Origin of the sequence: Cohnella silvisoli (assembly GCF_021190915.1) — a bacterium.
Classification (GTDB): domain Bacteria; phylum Bacillota; class Bacilli; order Paenibacillales; family Paenibacillaceae; genus Cohnella; species Cohnella silvisoli.
In genome coordinates this window covers 1-22,866 of sequence record NZ_JAIOAP010000018.1, presented here as the reverse complement: position 1 = coordinate 22,866, position 22,866 = coordinate 1, and the positions used below count along the sequence as shown (strand labels likewise).

Genomic DNA, 22,866 nt, shown 5'->3' with positions numbered 1-22,866 from the left:
TACGTGCGTTTGCCATGGATTTCAGACTTATCTCCCCTCTCACGGCATGTAGGCGGCTGGTGACAACCAGCCGCCCTTTACCTATCTGTTCATTTAAGCAGGCAAATCGGACCCTTTTGACTTACCGCTATCCCATTTTTTTGAGGAACTGCGCCATTTGTTTTAAGCCGCGTTCAATTGACTTGCGTATTGCCCGTTCATCGACTTGTTCTGCCTGGGCAATCGCTACCTTACTCATTCCTAAGAAAAAGTGAGCATAAATTCGCCTGAACGATTTTTCCGGCAACCGACACATAGCCGCATAAAGCTGCTCATTGGAAAGCTTACGCTCGTAGTATTCCTCCGGGGAAATCGAATGAAAAAGAACATCTTGCTCGATACCGTCGTTCCGATCAAGCGAGTAATAGGCGCGATGGCGATAAGTCCGCAATTTGTATGCGTTTTCATGTAAGTCGAACTGATGGATTTCTTGTGCGACTTCATCCTCCACCTCGACCCATACATCCGTTTTGAAAAATGGATACATCTCGCGTAAATTAATCCTTTTCATATTCGTCCCTCCATTTTGGTTTGTGAGTAAACCAAATGGAGGGGCGGGGAGCGACAGCCAACGCTCCCTTTGAGGTATTTGTGGAAGAATGCCAGAAAACAAAAAAGGCTTTGCCACAGAGCATACCCACGCTCTATCACGGCAAAGCCTAAATGTAATCGTATGAATAACTGTAAAACAGAACTACAAGAAGAAATTAGCTTGCCATTACGACAACTAGGGGCGCATAACTATCAGCTCCATCCTCACATGGCAACACCGTGAGAGAAGAAAAGCCATCTGTTTATACGGGTGCTGTCATTCATAATGAAAAAGAGCGCCTCGTAACTCTTCCTGATCGGGAAAAGTAACGGCGCTCGATGCCTGATTCTGCGGAACAATATAGGGGAGGCAACAGTCGATCCTGAATTATCAGGATTCGGAATCTGCTTCCTCCTGTCCATCACAAAAATAGGCTCTCCGAAACCGGATGCCCGTCACATTTCAACAAAATAAGAAAAGGATACGACTCGAAGCCTCCTTTCAGCTTTATCATCTAGAATGACAACATACTGCTCCTGTCTTGTTCACGATACTATGTTATCATGAAAGGCATGCAAACGAAGTGCATAAATGGGGAATTTAGGGTGGAATTCCAGTGTAAATCAGGTGCAGAGGGAGTGCATCAGCGTAGTTAATTTTTAAGGAGATTCACCCACGGAGGCCTACAATTAATAGAGGTTAGGTTTATAACGTGCATGTTAATCTGCTCACCAAAAAAAGATGCGCAATTGCATCTTTTTCGGAAGCCAATCTTTTACTTTTCATCAAAAGGGATCATACTCCAATAGTGCTGTCCGGCTTTTAATTTTGTGATATATTTTTTGCAGAATTCGTTTCCGGTGATTGAAATATGTGCGGCGCGATAGTCCTATGCGATCCATAACGATTGAAAATGCCAATTGATCTTGATACCGCAATTGAACGAATCGTCTCTCCTCTGGCGTGAGCGCCGAGAAAGCATATTCGATCAATCCAATTCTGGATCTAAGAAACGGTATTTCATATTCGGTGATTTCCAAACGGTGAATGACTGTACGAAGCAGCGTGTCCTTAGGTTGGCCGGAGCCATAGATCGTCACTTCATGCAACGCTTTTGTTAATCCTGGAATGTGTGTAAGCTCTGTTTGCACATATGCCAATCGCGCTTTCCAGTCCGCGTAAGCGATCAACCAATACTCAACTTTTTCATAAGGGGTTACCTGCTCAGCCAACAACATGCGACGATCCCCCATTTCCTATCCGGCTATAAAGACATAATTCACGCTCCGTTTCATTTCGACACACATCGATCATCCTTTCATCCATCATTTTGGAGACAACCCAAACGGCGAATGAGAAAAAGGAACTACATTGAGCTTGTCCCAAACTACATGACAACTCTGTCATTCACTGTACAAACCATAAATTACTTTTTTCAGCCCCCCTCCCTATTCACAATAGGACTATTCTACTTACTCCTATCCTCCCCCCCCTCATTGTACCTATATCCGTAGTAATTCGGCAGGGTGATTTATTTGTCACCTTGTATCCCGAGAAATTTGTCGAAAATAATCTTATTTCGTCATCACCGCAGATATGTTGTTAGTTGTTGCTTGTAAGATCTATGAGTCCAAGCCTTATAGCTTTTTCTGCTGCTTCTCTGACCGATTTTGCATCGAACTTTCTCCTGATGTGACGAAGATGTGTCTTCATTGTATTTGGCGAAATACCCATCAACTGAATCAATTTGGATTGAGTATGACCCAAACCAATCAACTGCAGCACTTCCTTTTCAGTAGCGGTTAGCTTACAGCTAAATTCCTTACGCTTCAACCGGATGAGTTCTTCGCGCAGTACCTTCGATGCTCCCGGGTGCAGGGGGGATCTGCGGTGATACGCTTCGCGAATCGCAATAATGATGTCTCGCATATCTGCCTTGTTTATAAAGTTTACCGCTCCGACTGTTATTGCTGCGACAATCACTTCAGGCTCTGTACTCGAAGCAACGGTAATGATGGGAACATCTTTTTTAGCGAGGATGTCCTTTATCGCTTCAAGTCCGTCGCACATATTCGGCTGGAGCATCACATTCGCAACTACAACGTCCACTTCTAGCTGTAAACTAGCTCGTACTGCCTCTTCATTTGTTACAGCAGTGTTTATGATCTGAATATCCGTCACTGTTTTGAGTAAATCTTCAAAGCGGAGGCACCATTCCCGATCGCGATCCACTAGCACAACATTAATTGTTCCCCTTAAAATGAATTTCTGTTTGAATATCACTTTCCCCTCCAGTGCTCCCAAAACAAAAACACGACCCATAGGCCGTGTGTGGCAAATTGGGTAACCCGGCGGTCATCACTTGTACAAAGTGAGAAGATCCGTGGCTTTGCGTCACTGCCTTTCGACAGTTTTGCCATTTTCCATATTTAAGTACATCTTTTCTAAAGGACTTCCATCGGATTATGTCGGGAAAGTCCACGCACTCAATTGTCACCGACCGAAACCATCGCTCGTATTGATCCTGCCGTCGCGATTTTTCCATTATTAGCGTCCAGTTACTTACGACCAATTGAAATTAATCTGTTTAATAAGGGAGAACCCTAAAAACAATGTGCGGCCTCCATTTACGATCACGCAATTGGCGACGGAAGCAATTGGACACCGGAACTTCTACTTTAACCTTTCAAAATCGATTTTATTTTTACGCTTGCATCCATTAAAGCATGAGGATCTAATTTCGCCTGTTTATGAATAAGCATTTCGGCTAGTCGCATATCATTCACGATATTTGCGTTTTGTCCAACGGCGCTGGCGGATACGATCCGGTTATCGCTCGACAAATGGAAATAGAGTTACCATATGTTGCTCCACTCCTTATTCCTTCTGCCTGACAATGCCACGAGATGATTATGAATCGCTTCGTCCATGTATCCATCTCTTCCTTTTGGGGCAGCCATGACACAATCGTCGTGAAACCCGCTTCCGCGATTTTCTCGAACTTCTGCTCCATGGACCATTCCTTGCCGTTCTCGCCAAGTCTGATCATCGCCCACTAGGATTGCTGTATGTCCAGCGTCGATTCATTGGAGCTTCCGTCGTTAACCCGATTCCAATCCCCCATACCTATCAGCCCTTTCCCGCTGCTGCCGTATTGTCACTGGCAACGGTTCCCGGTCCGTAATAATAAGGACGCGCAGTGGCAGGCAACGGCTTCACAACCGTGTACGATGGATCTTTCCCTTGCTTGATCAGCGCGCCGAACACTTCCGACAACGCGGCCCATAACCCCTTGCGCGCTTCAGGACAATCCGGCTTCATCTCCTTATGCAGAGCCGGTAATGCATGGTAGGGCACCATCGGAAACATATGATGCTCGGAATGATAGTTCATGTTCCAATACAAGAACCGGAAGATCGGATTCATATAGATCGTCCGCGAATTCAACCGGTGATCAAGCACGTCTTCCTTCAAACCCAGATGCTGTGTCATGCCGAACAGGAGAACCATAAATGCGCCGTAAAGGGATGGCAAACCGATAAACATAGCCGGTAAAATACTTCCTGTGTAAAAGCAAGCACCGATCACAATGGCGAAAATCAATACGTAAGCGCGGGATTCCCAGCATGTTTTGCGATGCTCGGAAGCCGGGATGTACTCTTTCTCTTCCGGATGGATGACCCCGAAGCAATGCATGATCATGCGCTTCACGTCGCGCGGCCCGATGTACAGCCGGAAGAAATCCATCATGATGAGACGCCAGATCGGCGGTCTCGGGGCAATGATTTCTGGATCGCGACCGACGATGATCGTATCGGTATGATGGCGAGTATGGCTCCAGCGCCACGGCGTAGCAGGCCGAAGACTCATGACAGAAGCGATCTGATAGACGGCTTCGTTCATCCAAGGCGTCTTGAACGCCGTACCATGGCCGCATTCATGCCAGCGCGAGTCGCCTGGCGAGCTGTAGAGAACGCCGTATACCGCGAACGCCAATATCGCCCACCATGTCCCCCATGAATAATAAGCCAATGTGCCCGTAATACCGAGCGCTGCGACCCAAATGATCGTATCGCGAATGGCGGGGCCGTTTTTGCGCTTCATCAGTTCCTTCATGCGTTGGCGCGGAATCGGACTCGTATACCATTCCGCAGCGACCAAACCCTTCTGTTGCGCCAATTGATTTTCCGGTCCCAGAATACTGTAATCCCGGCGTTTCTTCTGTGCAGCCAACCGGCTCATCTCCCTTACTTCCTCACAAGTCCGTGAGGATCAATGACATATTTGCGCGAGACGCCGCGGTCGAACTGCTGGTACGCATTCGGAGCTTCGTCCAACGAAATGAGCGTTGCGTTAACCGCTTTCGCGATTTGCGCGCGGCCGCTTAAGATTGCCATCATCAGATCGCGGTTATATTGCATAACCGGCGTCTGACCTGTCACGAACGTATGCGATTTCGCCCAGCCGAGTCCGATGCGGATTTTGAGCGTGCCGACTTTGGATTCTTCGTCCACGGCGCCCGGATCTCCGGTCACGTACAATCCCGGAATGCCAAGACGTCCGCCCGCCCGCGTCACTTCCATAATTGAATTTAACACCGTCGCCGGCGCCTCGCCATGATCTTTCCCGTGCCCGCTCGCTTCGAAGCCGACGCAGTCGATCGCGCAGTCCACTTCCGGAACGCCGAGAATTTGGTCGATCTGTTCGGCCAAGTTCGGATGTTCGCGCAAGTTGACCGTCTCGCAGCCGAAGCTTCTCGCCTGTGCGAGCCGCTCCGCATTCAAGTCGCCTACGATGACGACCGCCGCGCCGAGCAATTGAGCGGAATGCGCTGCAGCGAGTCCGACCGGACCTGCGCCGGCAACGTAGACGGTCGATCCCGGCTTTACGCCTGCGCTGACCGCGCCGTGATAACCCGTCGGGAAAATATCGGACAACATCGTGAGATCTAGAATTTTCTCCATCGCTTTCTCTTTGTCCGGGAACTTGAGCAGTTGGAAGTCTGCATACGGCACCATGACGTATTCCGATTGACCGCCGACCCAGCCGCCCATATCGACATAACCGTAAGCGGAACCCGGTCGGTCCGGATTGACGTTCAGGCAGACGTTCGTGTTGCGCTCGCGGCAATTGCGGCACCGGCCGCAAGCGATATTAAACGGTACGGACACGAGATCGCCTTTGCGAATAAACTCGACGTCGCTGCCGACTTCAATGACTTCCCCCGTTATTTCATGGCCGAGCACAAGACCGGAAGGCGCGGTAGTTCGTCCTCTGACCATATGCTGATCGCTTCCGCAAATGTTCGTCGTCACCACTTTCAGAATAACGCCGTGGTTGCATTTGCGTCCGACATTCAGCGGGTTCACCCCGGGGCCGTCCCGCAGCACGAGATCGGGATAAGGCGTATTCTGCACTTCCACGAGTCCTGGCTTGCTGTACACGACCGCTCTGTTTCCTGCCATGTCTTGTTTCCTCCTTTGTGTTTGCTAGCCGCGCAATAACGCTTTGAGCTTCACGTCTGGATCGCCCAGCGCTTGCGGAACCGGCTTAGCTCCGGTTTCGACTAATATTTGTCCAATCCGGATTTCCTTCGCAATCACTACACTGTCGCCGATGCCACTGACCGCAACAAGGCGGCCGTCGTCCGCCAGATGAAAATAAAGCTTCGCCCCGTCTTGCAATTCGCGCACGATCGTCTCCGAGCCGAAATCAACCAGCCCTGCCACTTGTAACGTAAGCTCATATTGATCGGACCAGAACCACGGGACGCTGGCGAAAGGAGCCTTCTCGCCAAGCATCGCGGAAGCGGCATGTGTGCCTTGATCCTGCGCGTTCCTCCATGCTTCCAGCCGGATTCGGCGTCCCGGATACAGCGGGTGTTCGAATGAACAACAATCGCCCGCAGCATATATCGATGGATCACTTGTAGCGAGCGTCTCATCCACACAGATGCCGTTCTCCAATTGAAGACCGCAAGAGGCGGCCAGGGACGTTTCCGGAATGGCACCGATACCGACAATCATTTCGTCGTATTCAATCGTTGTGCCATCCGCAAGCGTGAGCGAATTTACCGAACCGTCTGAGTCAGCGCAATGAATCGCTTCGATAGAAATGCCGATTCGGAAGTCCACTCCTGCCGCTCTGTGGCGCTCTTCCACGATTTGGGCAATTTGAATAGGCACTCCGCGCATCAGAATACGCGGTCCGACTTCGACGACCGTCACCTTGCAGCCGCGTTCGATCGCGCTGCTCGCGACTTCGAGCCCGATAAATCCGGCTCCGACGATGACGATGCGTTTGCCGGTCTGCAGTTTATCTCTGAGCTTAAGCGCATCGCCATACGTACGAAGATAACGCGCGCCGGCTACAGGCGTGCCATTCATCGGAAGCAACGGAAGCTGACGAGGCCGTGCGCCTGTCGCCAGCAGCAACTTGGCGTACGCGATCTCTCTTCCGTCAGCAAGGCGGACCGTTCGATGTGCCCGATCAATTGCCGTCACTGGAGTGCCGGCAATCCATTCGATGTCATGTTCCTTTAACTTCTCGTCATCGAGAATATACGTCGGAGAAGGCGCATCGGGCGATAGCAGCGCCTGCTTGGAAAGCGGCGGTCTTTCGTACGGAGCATGCGGCTCCTCGCCGATGAGCGTAATCGCCCCCGTCCAGCCGAGCGTCCGCAGTTCAACGGCCGCTCGCGCTCCGGCTTCTCCGGCGCCGATAATTACCATACCTGCCTGCAGCATGTTCTTTAGCCCCCAGTTACAACTCGATATAGACCGTTCCGTTTTCCACCTTTACCGGATACGTCTTTAAGTCCACGCATACCGGGGCGCGTTTCGCTTGCCCTGTCATCACGTCGAATCGGCCGTTATGCTTCGGGCATTCAATGGTGCTACCCATCACCAGTCCGTTCGACAAATGAAACTTCTCGTGCGTGCAATAGCCGTCGGTCGCGTAATATTCGTCTTTGTCCGTCCGATAGACGGCAAACGTACGGTCTTCGTGATCAAACCGAAGGACGTCTTCCTCGTCGATCTCGTCTGCCTTACATACTTCAATCCACATTCGCTATGCTCTCCTTTGTCTCAGGTTGGTCCGTTTCATGACAACAACCGTCTGGTTCATTTCCGGCGCGGATGCAGGGAAACGAAGCTTTTCGCCACCCACTGTCACCACCTCCACGAAATACTCGAAATCGTAGGTAATGTTCATGCGCAAAGCTAGTTGATAGACGCCACGGTTGACGTGGCTGAATTCCGACTTACGATACTCGATACCACCAAGCGGCTTCCAATACAGTGCGAGCTCTTTCGGAGCGTTCCTCAAGACCAACGCTTTCAGCTTAAACGTCTCTCCAGCATCGAGACTTGTGCGCACCGTCGGAATGATTAAGCGCGGCTTGCCCGCGTACAGGTTCGACGGCATCGCGTCCGGCGTCAGCGGCTCTCCAAGCAACTTCTCCAGTTCCTTGCCCGGCAAATACAGTTGCGATTGCATCGTTTGCTGCTGGATGTTGGCGAACGTGCCCATCTCGCCGGCGTGGATACAGTGGCCAACAAATAGCCGTTCAATCGGCAAACCGCTCAGTCGTAAGCGTTTTCAAAAAGTACTCTTGTGAGCCGCTTCCCGGCATCCGCTCCGCCAGATTCAAACTTTCGATCAACGCATTGTCCGGATAACCTACGACGATCCCGCTGGCGCCTTTCGACAATCGATTCCCTGCAACGATCGGCAGAAGCAAGGATGTCAGCAAGTACACATAACGACGTATTTCCTTGGCTGCGAATTTTTCGTATCTGGATGCTTCAAGCGGGTACATAATCACTAACTAGTTCCGCATTCGGTATCACTCCGTCGTAACTGCTTCATTTGCGGTACACGTTACAACAATAGGTTAACTCCCTCAGGCGCGTCCAACAATGCCTGAGGTTAGTGATTTGTGTCTACTATTGATCTTTTATTTACAATTCCTTTCCGCGATGCCAATGCTCGTTCCGAATGTCCGACGGCGTCCGTCCCGTCCACTTCTTAACCATTCGCGCGAAGTGATAAGAAGTCTTGAACCCTGAACGATAAGCGATTTCTGTCACCGTCAGTCCGGTATTCAGGAGCAAATCCACTCCCTGCCTCACCCTGTACTGCCATAAATACTGGACGGGCGTTATTCCCATGTGTTGACGGAATAGACGAATGAGATGCTCATTCGTCACATTCGACGCTTCAGCCAGAGACGACAAGTCCAACTCCTCGTCAAACTTGTTCTGGATCAACCGTTTCGCCATAAAGACCGCAGGATTCTCGTGACCATCCCGCTTCTGCCTGGCCGCTTCCGCCGCGTACAGGTAAAGCGAAGCCATGCCAAGCGAGAGAAGTAGCATTTCGTTCTCCGGCGATTCTTTGAATTTCAAAGCAATCATTTGATTGAGCAGCCGGCTCATCTCCTCGGAGATTGGCAATGAAAATGGCAGTTGGCGAAACTGTTGTTCGGTCGTTTCATCTATTTGCAGGACATCGACGGTTACCCACCTATGCCACGTTTCTTCATGGGGATCAAACTCGAACTTCTCGGAGTGTTTGGATTTCAACAGAACGACTTGGCCGGGTAACACTGTGTGACATACCGAGTCAATCCATAACTTCGTCGTACCCGCGTCCAGAAGGAACAACTGCCATCCCCGCTGAATGCGCGGACCGAGCTGACTGCCTGGCGCGTACATGATTGTCCCGGGTGACACTTTCATGATCTGAAAAGCAGGGAAGGCGCGTTCGCTGCTGGACATCGTAACATCTCCTCGATTCTGAGCTTGACGAAAATAGATTGTTACATAATCGCTTCTTCGATCGAAATAGCCCAAGACACGTCACGTATAATGTCATCCCATTCAATCATTTCAATCAATAAGACCCTTTGTCAATGCCGACCCACTTCTTTAGCCACTCCGGATAAGAAGTTTCAGAAGCCGGATCCGCGACGCTTCTGGCCACGAAGCCTTGGGCTTTTCCGCTTTCTGTCGCGTCGGTCGTTTTTTCAAAACGAATGTCCATCGACCATCTTACCGTATCCGATTGATTCGAGGCTGCGCGGTGAGGGAGCATATGATTAAAACACAGCACGTCTCCTGCGTCCATCTCGATGCTCAGCGGCGTAAGCGCCGCGGCGTCTTCTTTGCTCAGTCCGACAAATCCGGATTCGACACCGTCCATGGAGAGGATGATCCCACCATGCTGTGCCGTCGTTTCCGCCAAGCTTTGTCTCACATAATCGTCAAGGCTGGCCGCAAGCAGTGTTTGATAACGCTCATACAACGTTTGCGCATATCGTTCTCTCGTTGCAATGCCGCGCTCGTTCAGCAGATCTGCAATTTCTTTACAAGTGCGATGCTGTTTAAAACGCAACTCTCCAACCAGACAAAGCACGTCGTAGCCATAGGAGGAATGCTTCATGCTAAGCATTTCGGCTTCTGCCGATTTATAAGCTACACCCACATGGGCACAGTTTGTGTTGGGGCACAGATAAGCCATGCTCCATGCGTGAATGATGCCGGTCAGCGTTGAGATTTTCTTCTTCCATGCGGTATGGAAGCGTCTGAGTTTGACTCCGCAATGTGGACAGTTAACCATTTCAGGTCGGAAATAGACTTTTGGTGCGGCGCCGAGGCGATTTTTTGAAAGCATAAGGGGGACACTCCCATTCATTTCTTGTCCCTTATGTATTCGACATCCGCCAGGAAAATTCTGTTAGTTAATTGTTCCGTCGTAGTTTTTTTTTGCGTCGATTCACTCGCCATTGCGGCTTTTCCTGCGAGCTTTTTCACTACTATCCCTTCGTATGACTTCTCACCATCCATGGCCGCGCCTTGGCCGTCCCGGCCTTGTTCGCAGTTTACCGTTTATTCGGGAACGATGAGATCTCCTTGGGTCACGCCGCCGACTTCCCCCCAAACCCAGTCCTCCTAACTTACGAGATCTATGGTGGTATTGGACGTTCCCTTCTTTTGCAGAGTTATCCGATCTCGTCAGCCAACTTGGTTTAGCCGCCTGTTCCGGGGGTTGCCTTCAAGCCCTCCACACGCATCCTTACGGTCTACGCACTGCCTGTCAGCTATGCACTTCCGCCACCTCGCGGTATGCTGGAGTCTTTCACTCCTTAGTCGACTCGTTGCCAAGCGCACAAAAGTCTCCGATCCATGATCGGGGCTGATATAGGATAGCGGGTTTGAATGATCAGAGCGTCAAGTTACTTGCGTACAAGCCCATGAGGATCGATGACATACTTGCAAGAGACGCCGCGGTCGAACTGCTGATACGCATTCAGATCGCGGTTATATTGCATGACCGGCGTCTGCCCCGTCACGAACGTATGCGATTTCGCCCAGCCGAGTCCGATGCGGATTTTGAGCGTGCCGACTTTGGATTCTTCGTCCACGGCACCCGGATCTCCGGTCACGTACAGTCCTGGAATGCCGAGACGTCCGCCTGCCCGGGTCACTTCCATAATCGATTTCAACACCGTCGCCGGCGCTTCGCCTTGATCTTTCCCGTGCCCGCTCGCTTCGAAACCGACGCAGTCGATCGCGCAGTCTACTTCCGGAACGCCGAGAATTTGGTCAATCTGCTCGGCCAAATTCGGATACTCTCGTAAGTTGACCGTCTCGCAACCGAAGCTTCTCGCCTGGGCGAGCCGTTCCGCATTCAAGTCGCCTACGATGACGACCGCCGCGCCGAGCAATTGAGCGGAATGCGCTGCAGCGAGTCCGACCGGACCTGCACCCGCAACATAGACGGTCGATCCCGGCTTTACGCCTGCGCTAACCGCACCGTGGTAACCCGTCGGGAAAATATCCGACAGCATCGTGAAGTCGAGAATTTTCTCCATCGCTTTCTCTTTGTCCGGGAATTTGAGCAACTGAAAGCCTGCGTAGGGCACCATTACGTATTCCGATTGACCGCCGACCCAGCCACCCATATCGACATAACCGTATGCGGAACCCGGTCGGTCCGGATTGACGTTCAGGCAGACGTTCGTATTGCGCTCGCGGCAATTGCGGCATCGGCCGCAAGCGATGTTGAACGGTACGGACACGAGATCGCCTTTGCGAATGAACTCGACGTCGCTGCCGACTTCAATGACCTCGCCTGTAATTTCATGACCGAGGACAAGACCGGAAGGCGCGGTCGTCCGCCCTCTGACCATATGCTGATCGCTTCCGCAAATGTTCGTCGTCACTACTTTCAGAATGACGCCGTGATTGCATTTACGCCCGACATTCAGCGGGTTCACTCCGGGGCCGTCTCGCAGCACGAGATCGGGATAAGGCGTATTGCTCACTTCCACGAGTCCTGGCTTGCTGTACACGACCGCTCTGTTTCCTGCCATGTCTTGTTTCCTTTTTATTCGCCAGCTCCGGTTTCGCCCCATACTTGTCCAAGCCGGATTGCTTTCGCAATACCTGCACTATAACCGATCCTGCTGTACGCAACAAGAGCTGCTAGAAATTGAACATCACCTCCCCCATTCTCAACTTGACGAAAATAAATCTATCGATGATATTAATAGAACATTCGCTATTCCAGGCAAGAAGGGGAGTACGCTCGCATGAATCATTACTTTCGTTTATCCAATGTACTCTCAGCGGAAGGCGGTTCCCTCCCGGGGGACGCTTCGGTCCGCGCGTTCAGCAGGATTATCAACTCGTATTGCTTCACACTGGCCAAATGACGGTATATATCGACGACGTTCCTCATCATGTACAACCAGGTCATGCGGTCTTGCTCAAGCTAGGTCATGTAGAGCATTTCTATTTTGCGAAGCAGCAAGAAACATGGCATCGCTGGATAGCTGTCCACTTAAAAGTCGATCCTGACGCGCTGTCCGAATCTACGAGTGATTCGCCTCTCAAGCCGTTGTCCATAAAAGTCCAAATTATTTGGATGAAGTACCATTAATACACAAAAATCAAGAGGAGATCATCGAAAAAAAATAGCCCCCCTTCTAATCGAAGAGGAGCCGGATACATTATCCAAAGGATCACAAAGATCCATCCCTACGTTTACCGATAAGACTCGCTACCCCGAAACGCCATATGCTCTCCGGGAACATATTTCGGCTTCGGCATATACTCGTTAATCCCCGGACGGGCTTCCCCTCTTAGCAAGTAGGCGCTTGTCCATTGTTTGTCGGAGATAATTCGGGTTGTCGTCGGAATATAGCGGATGGTCAAACCGCACCGGCGATTAGGAGATAAGTTTGCGTTAGAGCCGTGAATGATAAGCGGGTTATGGATCGATACGCCTCCGGCTTTAAGCTCCAAATCGACCGCCTTTGTTTCATCTACATATTTCGGATCTACTTCTTGTTCGAACACGGCATTCATCGGGGCAGCGTTCATTGCTTTCAATTCCAGATTCTGAGTGCCGGGAATGACGCGCAAACAGCCGTTCTCGGTCGTAGAATCGTCTACGGCCAGCCAAAGCGATACGACGTTCATCGGTTCCAGCGGCCAGAATGCTCCGTCCTGATGCCAAGGAACCATTCTTCCGTCGAACGGAGGCTTACTGATATATCCCGAAGCAAATAATGCGATGTCGGGTCCAATAAATTGTTCGGCAATATCCAATAGGCGATCATCGCTAATCAGGCGATGCCAGAAGGGATCCATCTCGAGAGTCCCCGTATACAGATGCTCCGGACGCAAATGGGGATGTTTCGTCATGAGCCAATCGATGTGCGCCTTCGCTTCCATCACCAAGTCGTCGTCCAAAACTTTATTCAGCTTAATGTAACCATCTTTATCATAATTCTCTTTCAATGTTACGGAAACAATAGACATACCGATCATCTCCCAAGTCATTTTTTACTGCCGGCCGTAAGTCAACTTTACCATCTAGAAGGACATTCCGTCTTTATCGCGAAGTTTTATATTTAACGAATTGTTCTGTCATCTTTTAAAATAATAAGCCGAAATCGAGGGATTGATATGGCTTTGATTTGTCCGTTTGTTCGATTTTCCCTTCGAGTTCCTATTGCTGTCGATAACCGATTCGGTCCCCGATTCTGTTATGTGCCTTCCCTCTATTTCATCGAGTCCGGCAGCGCCAAAGTCGTCTATGACGATGGCTCCTACGTACAGTTGAAAACCGGGGCTTTGTACTTTTTGCAGCCGGGGATTCGGCATAAATGGGTAATTAACGAAGGGGACCCTTTCGCGTTCCGATGCGTTTTTTTCGAATGGTCTTACCGACCGAAACCGCAAGCACGGGTTTCCATTGACTTGCTGTGTCTTCGTCCAGAGGATTATGACGACGGCCTTCTTGACGAGCCGCTCGAGATGGGGATACCCGAACAGCTCATGGTTGATTCGTTCCCTTTCTGGAAAGGCTTGTTCGAGTCCGTAACGACCGACGTCAAAGTACTCGATGAAGAAGATTATCCGGGATTGCTCGCCGTTAACGGCCATTTCCTTGTGTTACTGCATCATGTGTTTCAACTCGCTCGGCGTCAGTCCGAACCTAAGGATCCGCGAATCGCGAAGCTGTTGGCCTTAATGGAGCAAAAGTCAGGCGGAGAATATGGCGACGTCGAACATTGGGCGGAAAAGCTTGGACTCAGCCGCAGTTACTTCCATACCTTATTCCGTGCGCAAACCGGATTAACGCCTGCTCGATATTGGAACCAATGCCGTATCAAAAAAGCCCAAAACGATCTTCTTGAAACGAATGATTCCGTTACGAAGATTGCGGAACGATTCGGGTTTTCCTCACTTTACGTCTTTACTCGATTGTTTCATCAGATGGTAGGGGTCACCCCGACGGATTATCGTCAACAAAGCAGACTCAACCTATAGTTGTTTTTCGGCAAAATAAATCGGCCTGGACCTAAGTCGAGACCGATCAATAATCGTGCATCTATATTTCATAAGGAGAAGTTCTGATCCAGCAGGTTTTGACTTCTTTCGGCCCGATGTAGCCCGCGCTACCGTTCCGAATCACTTCCTCGAGCCCTGATGTCGGATAGCTCGAGAACGGCTCCACTCCGATATTGTAATGTCGACCGTACCATGGATACCCTTTGGTTGCTCCGTATTCCTGCCAATGCCATAAATATGGCATCGCCGTCGCATCCCATTCTACTTTCATGCCCATGCCGATAGCGTCGTTTTCCACCTTATACCATGCTTGATCGCTAAACCCGCTTAGATTATATACGGCTGGCGTTCCACTTCCTTTAATAGCCGAATGGCTGGGGCACAGCCGTATGGAAACAACACAGATTTATGCACAGGCTACGGTTGATATGAAACGCAAGGCCGCTCAAATGCTTGCGAGGATGCAAAATCAGTATTCAAAGAGGACCTTGCTTTCAAGTATGCTGATAATGATGAAGTATTGAAAATCCTCTGCGGACTGAAATGATTATGCCGATACTTTTTCCCAGAATGCTTTGTAATATAGGCATTCTGGGAAAACACAAAGAAAGTCGGTATAACCAGAAAGTCGGTATAAGGCGAATAGAAGTATTTTTCCAAGCTGCGAAGCAATAGCTTGGATTCGAACAATGCCACTCTACATCAGAGTCGCACCAGCACGCTCACATGGAATTGTTGTTTGCCACAGAGACCCTGCTTGCATACGCATTATGGCAAATAAACAAAGAAAAAACGAGTGATGATGAAGGCTGCACCCACGGCGAAATGGTCCGCTGCCTTCCATATTCGTTGTCAGATCAACCGGATAAATCGAAAAGGTATCCAGCGAATCTACATCGATTTTGACACAGAGCAGTTTGCAAGTCTAATTTCCGTTTTCTGGCCCAAGTCTATTCTCATGACGTGGTGGCTTGTTTCAGTTTTTTCAAGCGACAATATCCAGTTATTAGAACGAACTGCATAAGTCATGACATTTACAGTACAGATTGTTTTCTTTTATATAATATTGAAAAAGACGTCAACCCCATGTGGTGACGTCTTAGCCAATTTAAAATCGGCTTATCAATTAGCAATATTATATCGTTCTTGAATGGGAATGGAATAGAAAATGCGGGTTAGTGATTATAAAAGCTTTACCTCCTGCAACGACATTGCATACTTTCCACCCGGTGGATTTATCTCTTGATCTGTCGTAAAATTACCCGAGTAACAAAGCCACATCGATTGACCATCTTCACTAATAAACTTGGAAGGAAAATTCAAGAAATACGCCTGTACGCCGAATTTCTCCATGAAGGAAACCATTCTCCAAGGCCCTGTAAGCGAGTCTGCTTCAAGTATATAAGAATCCATGGTTTTTGTAGTCGGCCAACCATCGGTAACGCACATGAAATACTTTTTTAATGGCGCATTGTAAGTGACGGTCACGCATCCACAACGGTTATTCCAATCAATGATTGGGCGGATCTGCTTGAAGTCCTTCGTCCATATGGGATTACCATCCTTGTCGTGCCCGGCAAAAAATTCATACTTCGAAGCATCGTTCATGTTTTCAATAGCCGGTTGAACCCTGATCAGATAAATTTGATCACCTGTAATCCAACTTAAATTCGCATACCGTGGATTTGCATCATTCTCCATAGCCCCATGTGCGACCATGTATGCATATCCATCTGGGGAATTTTCCATGTTCTTTCCAAAATCTACGAAATGGGGGGCACCAATTTTAATTGCTTGTCCCTGAAGACCATTCTCGCCAAACAACGGATTTTCTGGTGTATGGGGGGACTCGGTCCAAGTAAGGCCGAAGTCAGTAGAGACTCGAAATCCCACAAACGGCCCTAGCCATGGCCAGTTATAGTACTCTCCTTCAAATAAAACTTGATTACTCGGTCCAAGGCAATACGTTCCATAGTACCAAATATGATTGTAAACAAGACTTCCACATGGATATCTCCCTTTATATGGAGAAGGGGGAGCTATTGATTTGCCGAGGTTTTCAATCGTCAAATTCATCGGATCATTACCCATAATCTTCGCATGCCCCGTTTCAGCGACATTGCCAAGATCAAGATGATTATCAAAAGAAAAACAATACTGGCCCTCTATATAACCATCTGTCCAAGGTGAATACATATGATCATCGTCCGCCCAAGATGGATACCAGGTATCTGCATCCGTATAGGTTACATGTTTTCCGGTAAAACCAAGGCCACCGAAAGAACTCGAGAGCTCTAATGGACAATCTTTAGGTGGATTTGTTGCCCAGATTGATAATTTTTCAAGACTATTACTCATCGAATTTTTCTCCTGTCATGTTCATTCTATTACTATTTTCGTTATTGATCAACGTTGATCAATAATCTCAGTATATTCACATTGATTTTTATTGTCAACGTTTTCAAGCCAATTCTAGCCAATTCATTTCATTTCACATATAATATTTGGCATTGACTCTTGTGACAATTTCTAGTTTAGTGATGTTCAATTCTTTGATTTTGTTTCCACATAAATGTTGAAACATAAACCGGATAGCCAAATACCCTTGGTTTACTGGATCTTGACATATTGTTGCTGAAATGATGTCTTCTTGAAGAAATTGATAAATAGCTTCGTTCATATCATGACCAATTAAAACAGGACGAGAATGCGCATCCATGCTTTTAATAAAGCCTGCAATATTGCCAAGTTCCCCTATCGCAACATAAATTCCATCTACTTCGCTTATTTCTTTGCTGATTTTATCCCAGGTATTATCCAAATCCATGTGATCTAGCTTCAACGGACCCACAATTTCTACATCCGGATATTCCATTACCGCCTCTCTGAAACCAATTATTTTTTGTTGAAATTGATAATAATCCTCTCTTTCCAGGATCATCGTTATTTTCCCTTTCTTGCCCATCATTTTGCATAATAGATCGGCAGCTAATCTTCCTGCTTCACGGAGCTCGCTCCCCACATGAAAGACACGATTACTTGGCAGCGAGTCCGTATTAAACGTACTTATGGGCAGTCGTAATTTGATCCCATAGTCTATCAGGTCAGTCATCGCATGTGAATCGTCCGCGCATAAAATCAGTGCGTCCACTTCTCCCGCATCTATAATATCTTTTATCATCTTCGTGTTCTCATGTACATTCGTAGAAGCTGGTCTATACATTTTTACCTTTAGTCCGAAATCCTTCAGTTCATCGTATGCTTTCTTTACTCCCGATTCAATTTGCCTCCAGAAGTATTGGGGATACACAGGAAAGACAACAGCTACTGTCATCTGGATTTTCTTTGACAAGAAACTAGCAGATTTGTTAGGAATGAAATTTAATTCCTTGATCTTTTTCATGACCATCTCATAGGTTGCTTTTTTTACATTACCTCTGTTATTCAAAACTCTATCAATAGTTGCAGTAGAAACCCCTAGTTCTTTTGCTATCATTTTTGAAGTCATTTTTTCATTCGAGTTCATGTGGGTTTCCATCCAATCTGTAAATGATTAACGTGGATCAATACATTCATTGTAATCTAGTTTATTACAGTTTGTCTAACCGTATTTATGCTTAAATGAAAATAACCTATGCCCGATTTCGACGATGAGAAATTCGTCTATCGATCGGGCATAGGTTATTTCGATTATCACAAGAATAAAACAGATCATGTCAAGCGGGTGGCTTTATCGACTGCTTCGGGTATCATCCGGTAGATCAGGGTCTTCCACTAGTTCAAGATGCGCATTCCTCGAGGTGAGTATGGTCAGGAGCGACACCTGCCGGCCGAACGATTAATGCTAGAATGTCACCCACGGCGATGCCACTCACCACTTAACGAAAAGTCACTAACAAAGTCAATGACTTTTCGTTATTATTTTTTAAAAAACGCTAAAGTCATAGAAGCTATAATTGGCTGCATTCCCGCTAGTCATCGTGATTCTGACATACCTAGCGGAAGTCGTTGGGAACGAATTCGTAATGTTGGTGGATACATTCCCCGTTTTGGTAAATACGGTCGTATAATTCACGTCATCCGTCGAAACTTCAATCGTATAATTGGTCGCATAATGAATCGACCAATCGATGTTTACTCCCGATACTGTTTGATTTTGCCCTAAATCCACCTTGAACCACTCTGTACCGCCACTTGCCGCAGATGACCATCTCGTTGTGCCATCGCCATCCGTTGCGTTGCCTGCTGGGAATCCGGTAAAGGTACTGCTGACGGTCGGAGTCTTTTGCAGCGCATAATCATTTATGGCCTGCAATTCCGTTAAACCTACGTTGTAACCAGAGCCGCCAACTACCTGGAAAGTAACCGATGTGACGGTCTTTGCAGGGAATGTAATGACTTTAGGAGCACCATTGGTCGGGATCCCCGTGACGGTTATCGTCGATCCGTCGCTAAACGTGAGCGTGCCGCCATTCGCATTGTCCACTGTAATTCGGTCATACAAAGCTATTCTGTTGATCGTATTGGCAGTCGTTCCCCAATCCAGTCTAATCCATGGGTTCAGTTCTGAATTCGATGCCCACTCCATAGTCGTGGAACCATCCTGCACATTAGTCGGGTTATATGCCGGATTGTTCTGGAAGAAGGATGATGCCGTTACAAACGGCGTTTTATACGCTTGGAATTCCGATAATCCAACATTGAGACCTATTCCGCCGCTTACCGTAAACTTTACCCATGTCACATTTTTTGGAGTGAACGAAATGGTTTTGGCCGATCCGTCCGCCGGAATCCCCGTCACAGGTATTGAACTTCCGTCACTAAACGTAAGTGTCCCGCTATTCGCATTATCGATTAAGTTAAGTCGATCATATAACACGATTGTATCGATGGTTTGCGATGCACTCCAATTAAACTGAATCCATGGGTTCTGCTCCCCTTGGGATGCCCATTCCCCAGCGAAAGAATAGTCAGTCGCTTTTCCAGGAGTGTAACTGCTATTGAAGGAAGATGACGCGCTTGCCGTCGCCACAGCAGCCAGATTGGCCTTTAAACCTGATTTTGGGGTAGCGCTGAATTCATTGAATATATCGCTGTCCCCATTCGCATTGTTTGCCACAACAGCAAAATAATAAGGAGTTCCATTGGTAAGACCAAAAACTGTGTAGTTACTTCCAGTTACACCACTAATCGTAGAAGTGTAAACACCCGGAGAAGTGCCGTATTTAATTTTATAGCTAGTCGCATTAGATACTGTATTGAAATACAATGTTACTCTGCCGTCACTTTCATCTATTGTTTTCAACAGCGGTGAGGTTGGTTTGGATTCCGTTGTAAAACTAAGACCATTATTCGATGCAGGAGTTGAATACGTACCATCCTTCGAGGAGGCCGTTACTCTCCAATAATATTGGGTATTTGCCGATAAAACATCTGGTTCAAGTGTATAACTGGTTGCTATGATCTTGGGCCTCGACAAAACGATATTACTGAATCCGGAGTCTGTTGCGATTTCGAGTTTATAGAAAAAACCACCATTGGACTCCGACCATGAGAGGTTTCCTCGCTTCGAGAAATTAGTCGTTGCATTAACGGGACTATTCAAGGTAAAACTACCTGGGTTATTTCCGCTTGGCTTTGTCTTAAACACATGAACAGAACCATTCATATCGCGTGACCCGCTTGCATTTACAGCAATCACTTTTGAGTAATAGGTCGTATCATTGTTGAGAGAAGGTTGAGCGGAAGAATCTACGCTGATATAATCAATATTTAGAGCTACATCGCCGCTATCATGTTGAAACTTTAGTGTATCCCCAGCAGCTACCGTGACAGGTATTATTTGTTCCTGATAAGCATTTGCACCTCCCCATGCGCCTGTGGAGTAAAATACGGTTGACGATACTTTGGTCCCATTTTTATATAAACTAAACGTTCCGGATATACTATCCGTTCCGTCTTTATTATTGGATGCATATCGAACCATCACGTGGCTACTTGCCGGAACATTATTAAAAGTTAACGAATCCCCAACAGAAGTCAAATAACCTACACCTGTGCCCCCGGAAGCTGCAGCATCCGTGTATGTTGCTGCACTGCCTGATGTACTTCCACTTTCTGCTTCTATTTTTGTACCAACGAGCCCCGTCTGATTAATTTCAGGAGATGAAAAGTTGCTGTTATCATCCACTACTAACGTATAGGAAGTAGCACCTGCTGACGAAGACCATGTGAATTGAGGATTTGTATCCGTCCCCACTGCTCCATCTGAAGCCAGTAACATCGTAAATCCGCCAGGAATCGAAAGGCTTGAGCTTGCTGTGAAGGAGTATTTCATATTATTGGCCGCATTCGTAGAGCCATTTGAATTTACTGCTGTAACTGTCCAATAATACTTAGTTCCACTTGTCAGAGCTGTCGAAATGTTATAACTATTTGTAGTCGCTGTATTATTAATAATGGGTGATGACATGTCTTTATTTGCGGATACCTTAATATTGTAGGAGGTAGCTCCACTCGCCGCTTGCCATGTCAGGGTAGGCGTAGTGGTGGCGACCCCTTGATCATCGGGTGTTTTCAATACAAATGAACCGGGTGCGCTTGCCGTCTTCTTGATCACTACCAACCAGACGTCGTCTGGTGCCATCGTTAAACTAGTCGACAAATTCGTAGTTGAACTAGGCGTTTCCGTAGTTTGCAATACAAGTCCATCGTTTTCCGTATTTGTCACCTGATATTTTTCAATCCGAATACCTTGACCGGCAAAAGGCTGATTATTCAGGTTTAATGTAAGTGAGACCGTATCTGCGCCTTTGTTACCTACTAAAATTTTTGCTTCACCCAAAGCCGTATCTTTTGCAGCAACCGCTGTTGTTCCGCTACCCGCTTGGGTTACTTGGACTTTAGTTCCCGACATTTCTGCATAAGCCTTCATTGCCCACCATGTGCTTTCGCGTGCAGCAATATTGCTTGCAGCATTATTGAGCTTTAGCAAATCACTCATTGCAAAACATTGGACAAAACACGCTTTACTCGCTTCATCGACATTGGCGTCCTCAAGACCGGCGAACCAATTCACCAGATCTCCTGCTGATTTTGTAGTGGCTGAAGGTAAGTATTCTTCTATATAATATTGCTTGATCCCAATACCCGGCTTTGTTGCAGCATAGCTTTTGATCGAGTTAATATTCCCAAGAATATCTGTAGTTGCACCAAATTCATGCCAGGCGGCAGTGTCGATCGTCTGACCATTCGAATATACGTTATTGGCGAAATTTGTAAATTTCGTGTAATCATATTTAAAGTTTGAATTCCCAGCAACTTTTGCATTAGGCATCACTTCTTTGATTGCATTCCAGGCTTGTTTATACATTTCATTGTATTGACTCTCATTGAGTCGCCAATATTCATTCCAAATATCCCAAGCAGGGATATTATTCATATTATTATCTTTGGCATATTGGACATTATCCTTTATCCACTGCTTCCATAAGCTATAATCATTTGGTACGGAGAAAGGATCTCCATTCGCAGACAACCACGAGGGGTTATAAGCCATAATTGGATAATATTTTATATTTAAATCATTCGCACGATTGTAAGTGCCTTTCATCCTAGCCAAACGACTATACTCTTCCGCAACAAACTCTGCTGGTGTAAGTGCAATTAATCCTGTAATGGCCATGGTGTCAATGTCAGTTCTGACAATTGGCGTTTTCAAAGGTGTAATCCGACCGTCAGGAACATCAGCGTTTGGCATCAACAACCACCCCGTCTTGGGATGCATAGCTCCTTTGTCGATGCTAAAATCAACAGAAATGGTCTTTGCAGTTGTTGCTGAAACTATAGGCACAATAGAAAAGAGCATGCAAGCAACAAGGACTAAAGCGATAAAATACTTTTTCGTGAAAAAATAGTTATTTTTATTCTTCATAAGAATTTCTCCTTTTCGTTTTTGAATTTCCTGAATAAGAACTGTATTTTGCAAAGATCCGACTCCTAAGCCCTCAACCTAAAAAAACTATCGTTGAATTTTCATGATCCAACCCTCCAATAATCATCCTTGTTAATTCCTCACTTTCATCGGTTCCAAATAGAACGTCTTTTATCACTCCTTTCACAAAATGATTTACGTTAATCAAAATTGTTCAAAAAAAACACCATTATGATCATGTTCAGTTTAATAGTTTGAATATAGAGCGAAATATATATCAATATAAAGGTTTATATTTGATCATCGATAATCATTTATATCGTAATTGTAGTTCCATATTTACACATTGTCAACGCTTACATTTTGTTGTGTTGTTGTGCTGTGATAATGTCACCCTATAACTGTTCTGAGATAATGTCACTATGGGACAGGAGACAGTGACATTGACCAGAGCAGAGATGAAGAAGGTATTAGTGGTGGAGAAGATCTTTGGG

General features: G+C 47.2%; 21 protein-coding genes and 1 riboswitch. Of the genes, 3 read left to right on the top strand and 18 right to left on the bottom strand.

Annotation, left to right across the window (positions count from 1 at the left end; all coding sequences use genetic code 11):
• Positions 1-127 precede the first annotated feature (127 nt).
• The 4 genes from K7P76_RS26815 to K7P76_RS33790 form a co-directional block, all read right to left on the bottom strand.
• Positions 128-550, bottom strand: a complete 423-nt coding sequence (locus K7P76_RS26815; protein ID WP_232189154.1) for an RNA polymerase sigma factor — start codon at positions 548-550, stop codon at positions 128-130.
• An 806-nt stretch (positions 551-1,356) separates the two neighbouring features.
• The gene (locus tag K7P76_RS26810; RefSeq protein ID WP_232189153.1) at positions 1,357-1,809 is read right to left on the bottom strand and encodes a hypothetical protein; all 453 of its coding nucleotides are present in this window, start codon (positions 1,807-1,809) and stop codon (positions 1,357-1,359) included.
• 364 nt (positions 1,810-2,173) lie between these two features.
• Positions 2,174-2,854 (bottom strand): response regulator transcription factor, encoded by a 681-nt coding sequence (locus K7P76_RS26805; RefSeq protein ID WP_232189152.1) that lies wholly within the window; start codon positions 2,852-2,854, stop codon positions 2,174-2,176.
• 56 nt (positions 2,855-2,910) lie between these two features.
• Positions 2,911-2,999, bottom strand: a riboswitch (cyclic di-GMP riboswitch).
• A gap of 250 nt (positions 3,000-3,249) precedes the next feature.
• Positions 3,250-3,414 carry a hypothetical protein gene (locus K7P76_RS33790; protein ID WP_373692520.1) on the bottom strand — a complete coding sequence of 55 codons (165 nt, stop codon included), beginning with the start codon at positions 3,412-3,414 and terminating at the stop codon, positions 3,250-3,252.
• A 69-nt stretch (positions 3,415-3,483) separates the two neighbouring features.
• Between K7P76_RS33790 and K7P76_RS26800 the strand changes: the two genes are divergently transcribed.
• Complete coding sequence (locus tag K7P76_RS26800) at positions 3,484-3,630, top strand: hypothetical protein (RefSeq protein WP_232189151.1); 147 nt, start codon at positions 3,484-3,486, stop codon at positions 3,628-3,630.
• A gap of 70 nt (positions 3,631-3,700) precedes the next feature.
• Here the strand turns inward: K7P76_RS26800 and K7P76_RS26795 are convergent, their stop codons facing one another.
• From K7P76_RS26795 to fdhA (K7P76_RS26755), 9 genes are all read right to left on the bottom strand, one after another.
• The gene (locus tag K7P76_RS26795; RefSeq protein ID WP_232189150.1) at positions 3,701-4,813 is read right to left on the bottom strand and encodes a fatty acid desaturase family protein; all 1,113 of its coding nucleotides are present in this window, start codon (positions 4,811-4,813) and stop codon (positions 3,701-3,703) included.
• Between the two features lie 5 nt (positions 4,814-4,818).
• Entirely contained in the window at positions 4,819-6,036 is a 1,218-nt protein-coding gene (gene fdhA / locus K7P76_RS26790) for a formaldehyde dehydrogenase, glutathione-independent (RefSeq protein WP_232189149.1), read from the bottom strand.
• 24 nt (positions 6,037-6,060) lie between these two features.
• Positions 6,061-7,317, bottom strand: a complete 1,257-nt coding sequence (locus tag K7P76_RS26785) for an NAD(P)/FAD-dependent oxidoreductase (RefSeq protein WP_232189148.1) — start codon at positions 7,315-7,317, stop codon at positions 6,061-6,063.
• A 16-nt stretch (positions 7,318-7,333) separates the two neighbouring features.
• On the bottom strand, positions 7,334-7,639 hold the full coding sequence (locus K7P76_RS26780) for a MocE family 2Fe-2S type ferredoxin (protein ID WP_232189147.1): 306 nt from the start codon (positions 7,637-7,639) through the stop codon (positions 7,334-7,336).
• A gap of 3 nt (positions 7,640-7,642) precedes the next feature.
• On the bottom strand, positions 7,643-8,071 hold the full coding sequence (locus K7P76_RS26775; protein ID WP_232189146.1) for a hypothetical protein: 429 nt from the start codon (positions 8,069-8,071) through the stop codon (positions 7,643-7,645).
• Between the two features lie 70 nt (positions 8,072-8,141).
• Complete coding sequence (locus K7P76_RS26770) at positions 8,142-8,399, bottom strand: hypothetical protein (RefSeq protein ID WP_232189145.1); 258 nt, start codon at positions 8,397-8,399, stop codon at positions 8,142-8,144.
• A gap of 136 nt (positions 8,400-8,535) precedes the next feature.
• Positions 8,536-9,354 carry an AraC family transcriptional regulator gene (locus K7P76_RS26765; RefSeq protein WP_232189144.1) on the bottom strand — a complete coding sequence of 273 codons (819 nt, stop codon included), beginning with the start codon at positions 9,352-9,354 and terminating at the stop codon, positions 8,536-8,538.
• Positions 9,355-9,469: 115 nt separating this feature from the next.
• Positions 9,470-10,249 (bottom strand): phytanoyl-CoA dioxygenase family protein, encoded by a 780-nt coding sequence (locus K7P76_RS26760; protein ID WP_232189143.1) that lies wholly within the window; start codon positions 10,247-10,249, stop codon positions 9,470-9,472.
• 562 nt (positions 10,250-10,811) lie between these two features.
• A complete protein-coding gene (gene fdhA, locus K7P76_RS26755) occupies positions 10,812-11,951 on the bottom strand; it encodes a formaldehyde dehydrogenase, glutathione-independent (RefSeq protein WP_232189142.1) in 1,140 nt (379 codons plus the stop codon).
• Positions 11,952-12,118: 167 nt separating this feature from the next.
• On the opposite strand from fdhA (K7P76_RS26755), the gene K7P76_RS33290 reads away from it, so the two are divergent.
• Positions 12,119-12,520: an AraC family ligand binding domain-containing protein gene (locus K7P76_RS33290; protein ID WP_255678836.1), complete on the top strand. Its 402-nt coding sequence runs from the start codon at positions 12,119-12,121 to the stop codon at positions 12,518-12,520.
• A gap of 104 nt (positions 12,521-12,624) precedes the next feature.
• On the opposite strand, the gene K7P76_RS26745 is transcribed toward K7P76_RS33290, so the two are convergent.
• Positions 12,625-13,404 (bottom strand): phytanoyl-CoA dioxygenase family protein, encoded by a 780-nt coding sequence (locus K7P76_RS26745; RefSeq protein WP_232189140.1) that lies wholly within the window; start codon positions 13,402-13,404, stop codon positions 12,625-12,627.
• A gap of 147 nt (positions 13,405-13,551) precedes the next feature.
• Here K7P76_RS26745 and K7P76_RS26740 point away from each other — a divergent pair, with 147 nt between their 5' ends.
• Positions 13,552-14,418: a helix-turn-helix domain-containing protein gene (locus K7P76_RS26740; protein WP_232189139.1), complete on the top strand. Its 867-nt coding sequence runs from the start codon at positions 13,552-13,554 to the stop codon at positions 14,416-14,418.
• Between the two features lie 61 nt (positions 14,419-14,479).
• On the opposite strand, the gene K7P76_RS26735 is transcribed toward K7P76_RS26740, so the two are convergent.
• From K7P76_RS26735 to K7P76_RS26720, 4 genes are all read right to left on the bottom strand, one after another.
• Entirely contained in the window at positions 14,480-14,737 is a 258-nt protein-coding gene (locus K7P76_RS26735) for an aldose epimerase family protein (protein ID WP_232189138.1), read from the bottom strand.
• 884 nt (positions 14,738-15,621) lie between these two features.
• On the bottom strand, positions 15,622-16,797 hold the full coding sequence (locus tag K7P76_RS26730) for a glycoside hydrolase family 183 protein (protein ID WP_232189137.1): 1,176 nt from the start codon (positions 16,795-16,797) through the stop codon (positions 15,622-15,624).
• A 133-nt stretch (positions 16,798-16,930) separates the two neighbouring features.
• A complete protein-coding gene (locus tag K7P76_RS26725; protein WP_232189136.1) occupies positions 16,931-17,965 on the bottom strand; it encodes a LacI family DNA-binding transcriptional regulator in 1,035 nt (344 codons plus the stop codon).
• A 399-nt stretch (positions 17,966-18,364) separates the two neighbouring features.
• Entirely contained in the window at positions 18,365-22,426 is a 4,062-nt protein-coding gene (locus K7P76_RS26720; RefSeq protein ID WP_232189135.1) for a DUF7402 domain-containing protein, read from the bottom strand.
• Positions 22,427-22,866 lie beyond the last annotated feature (440 nt).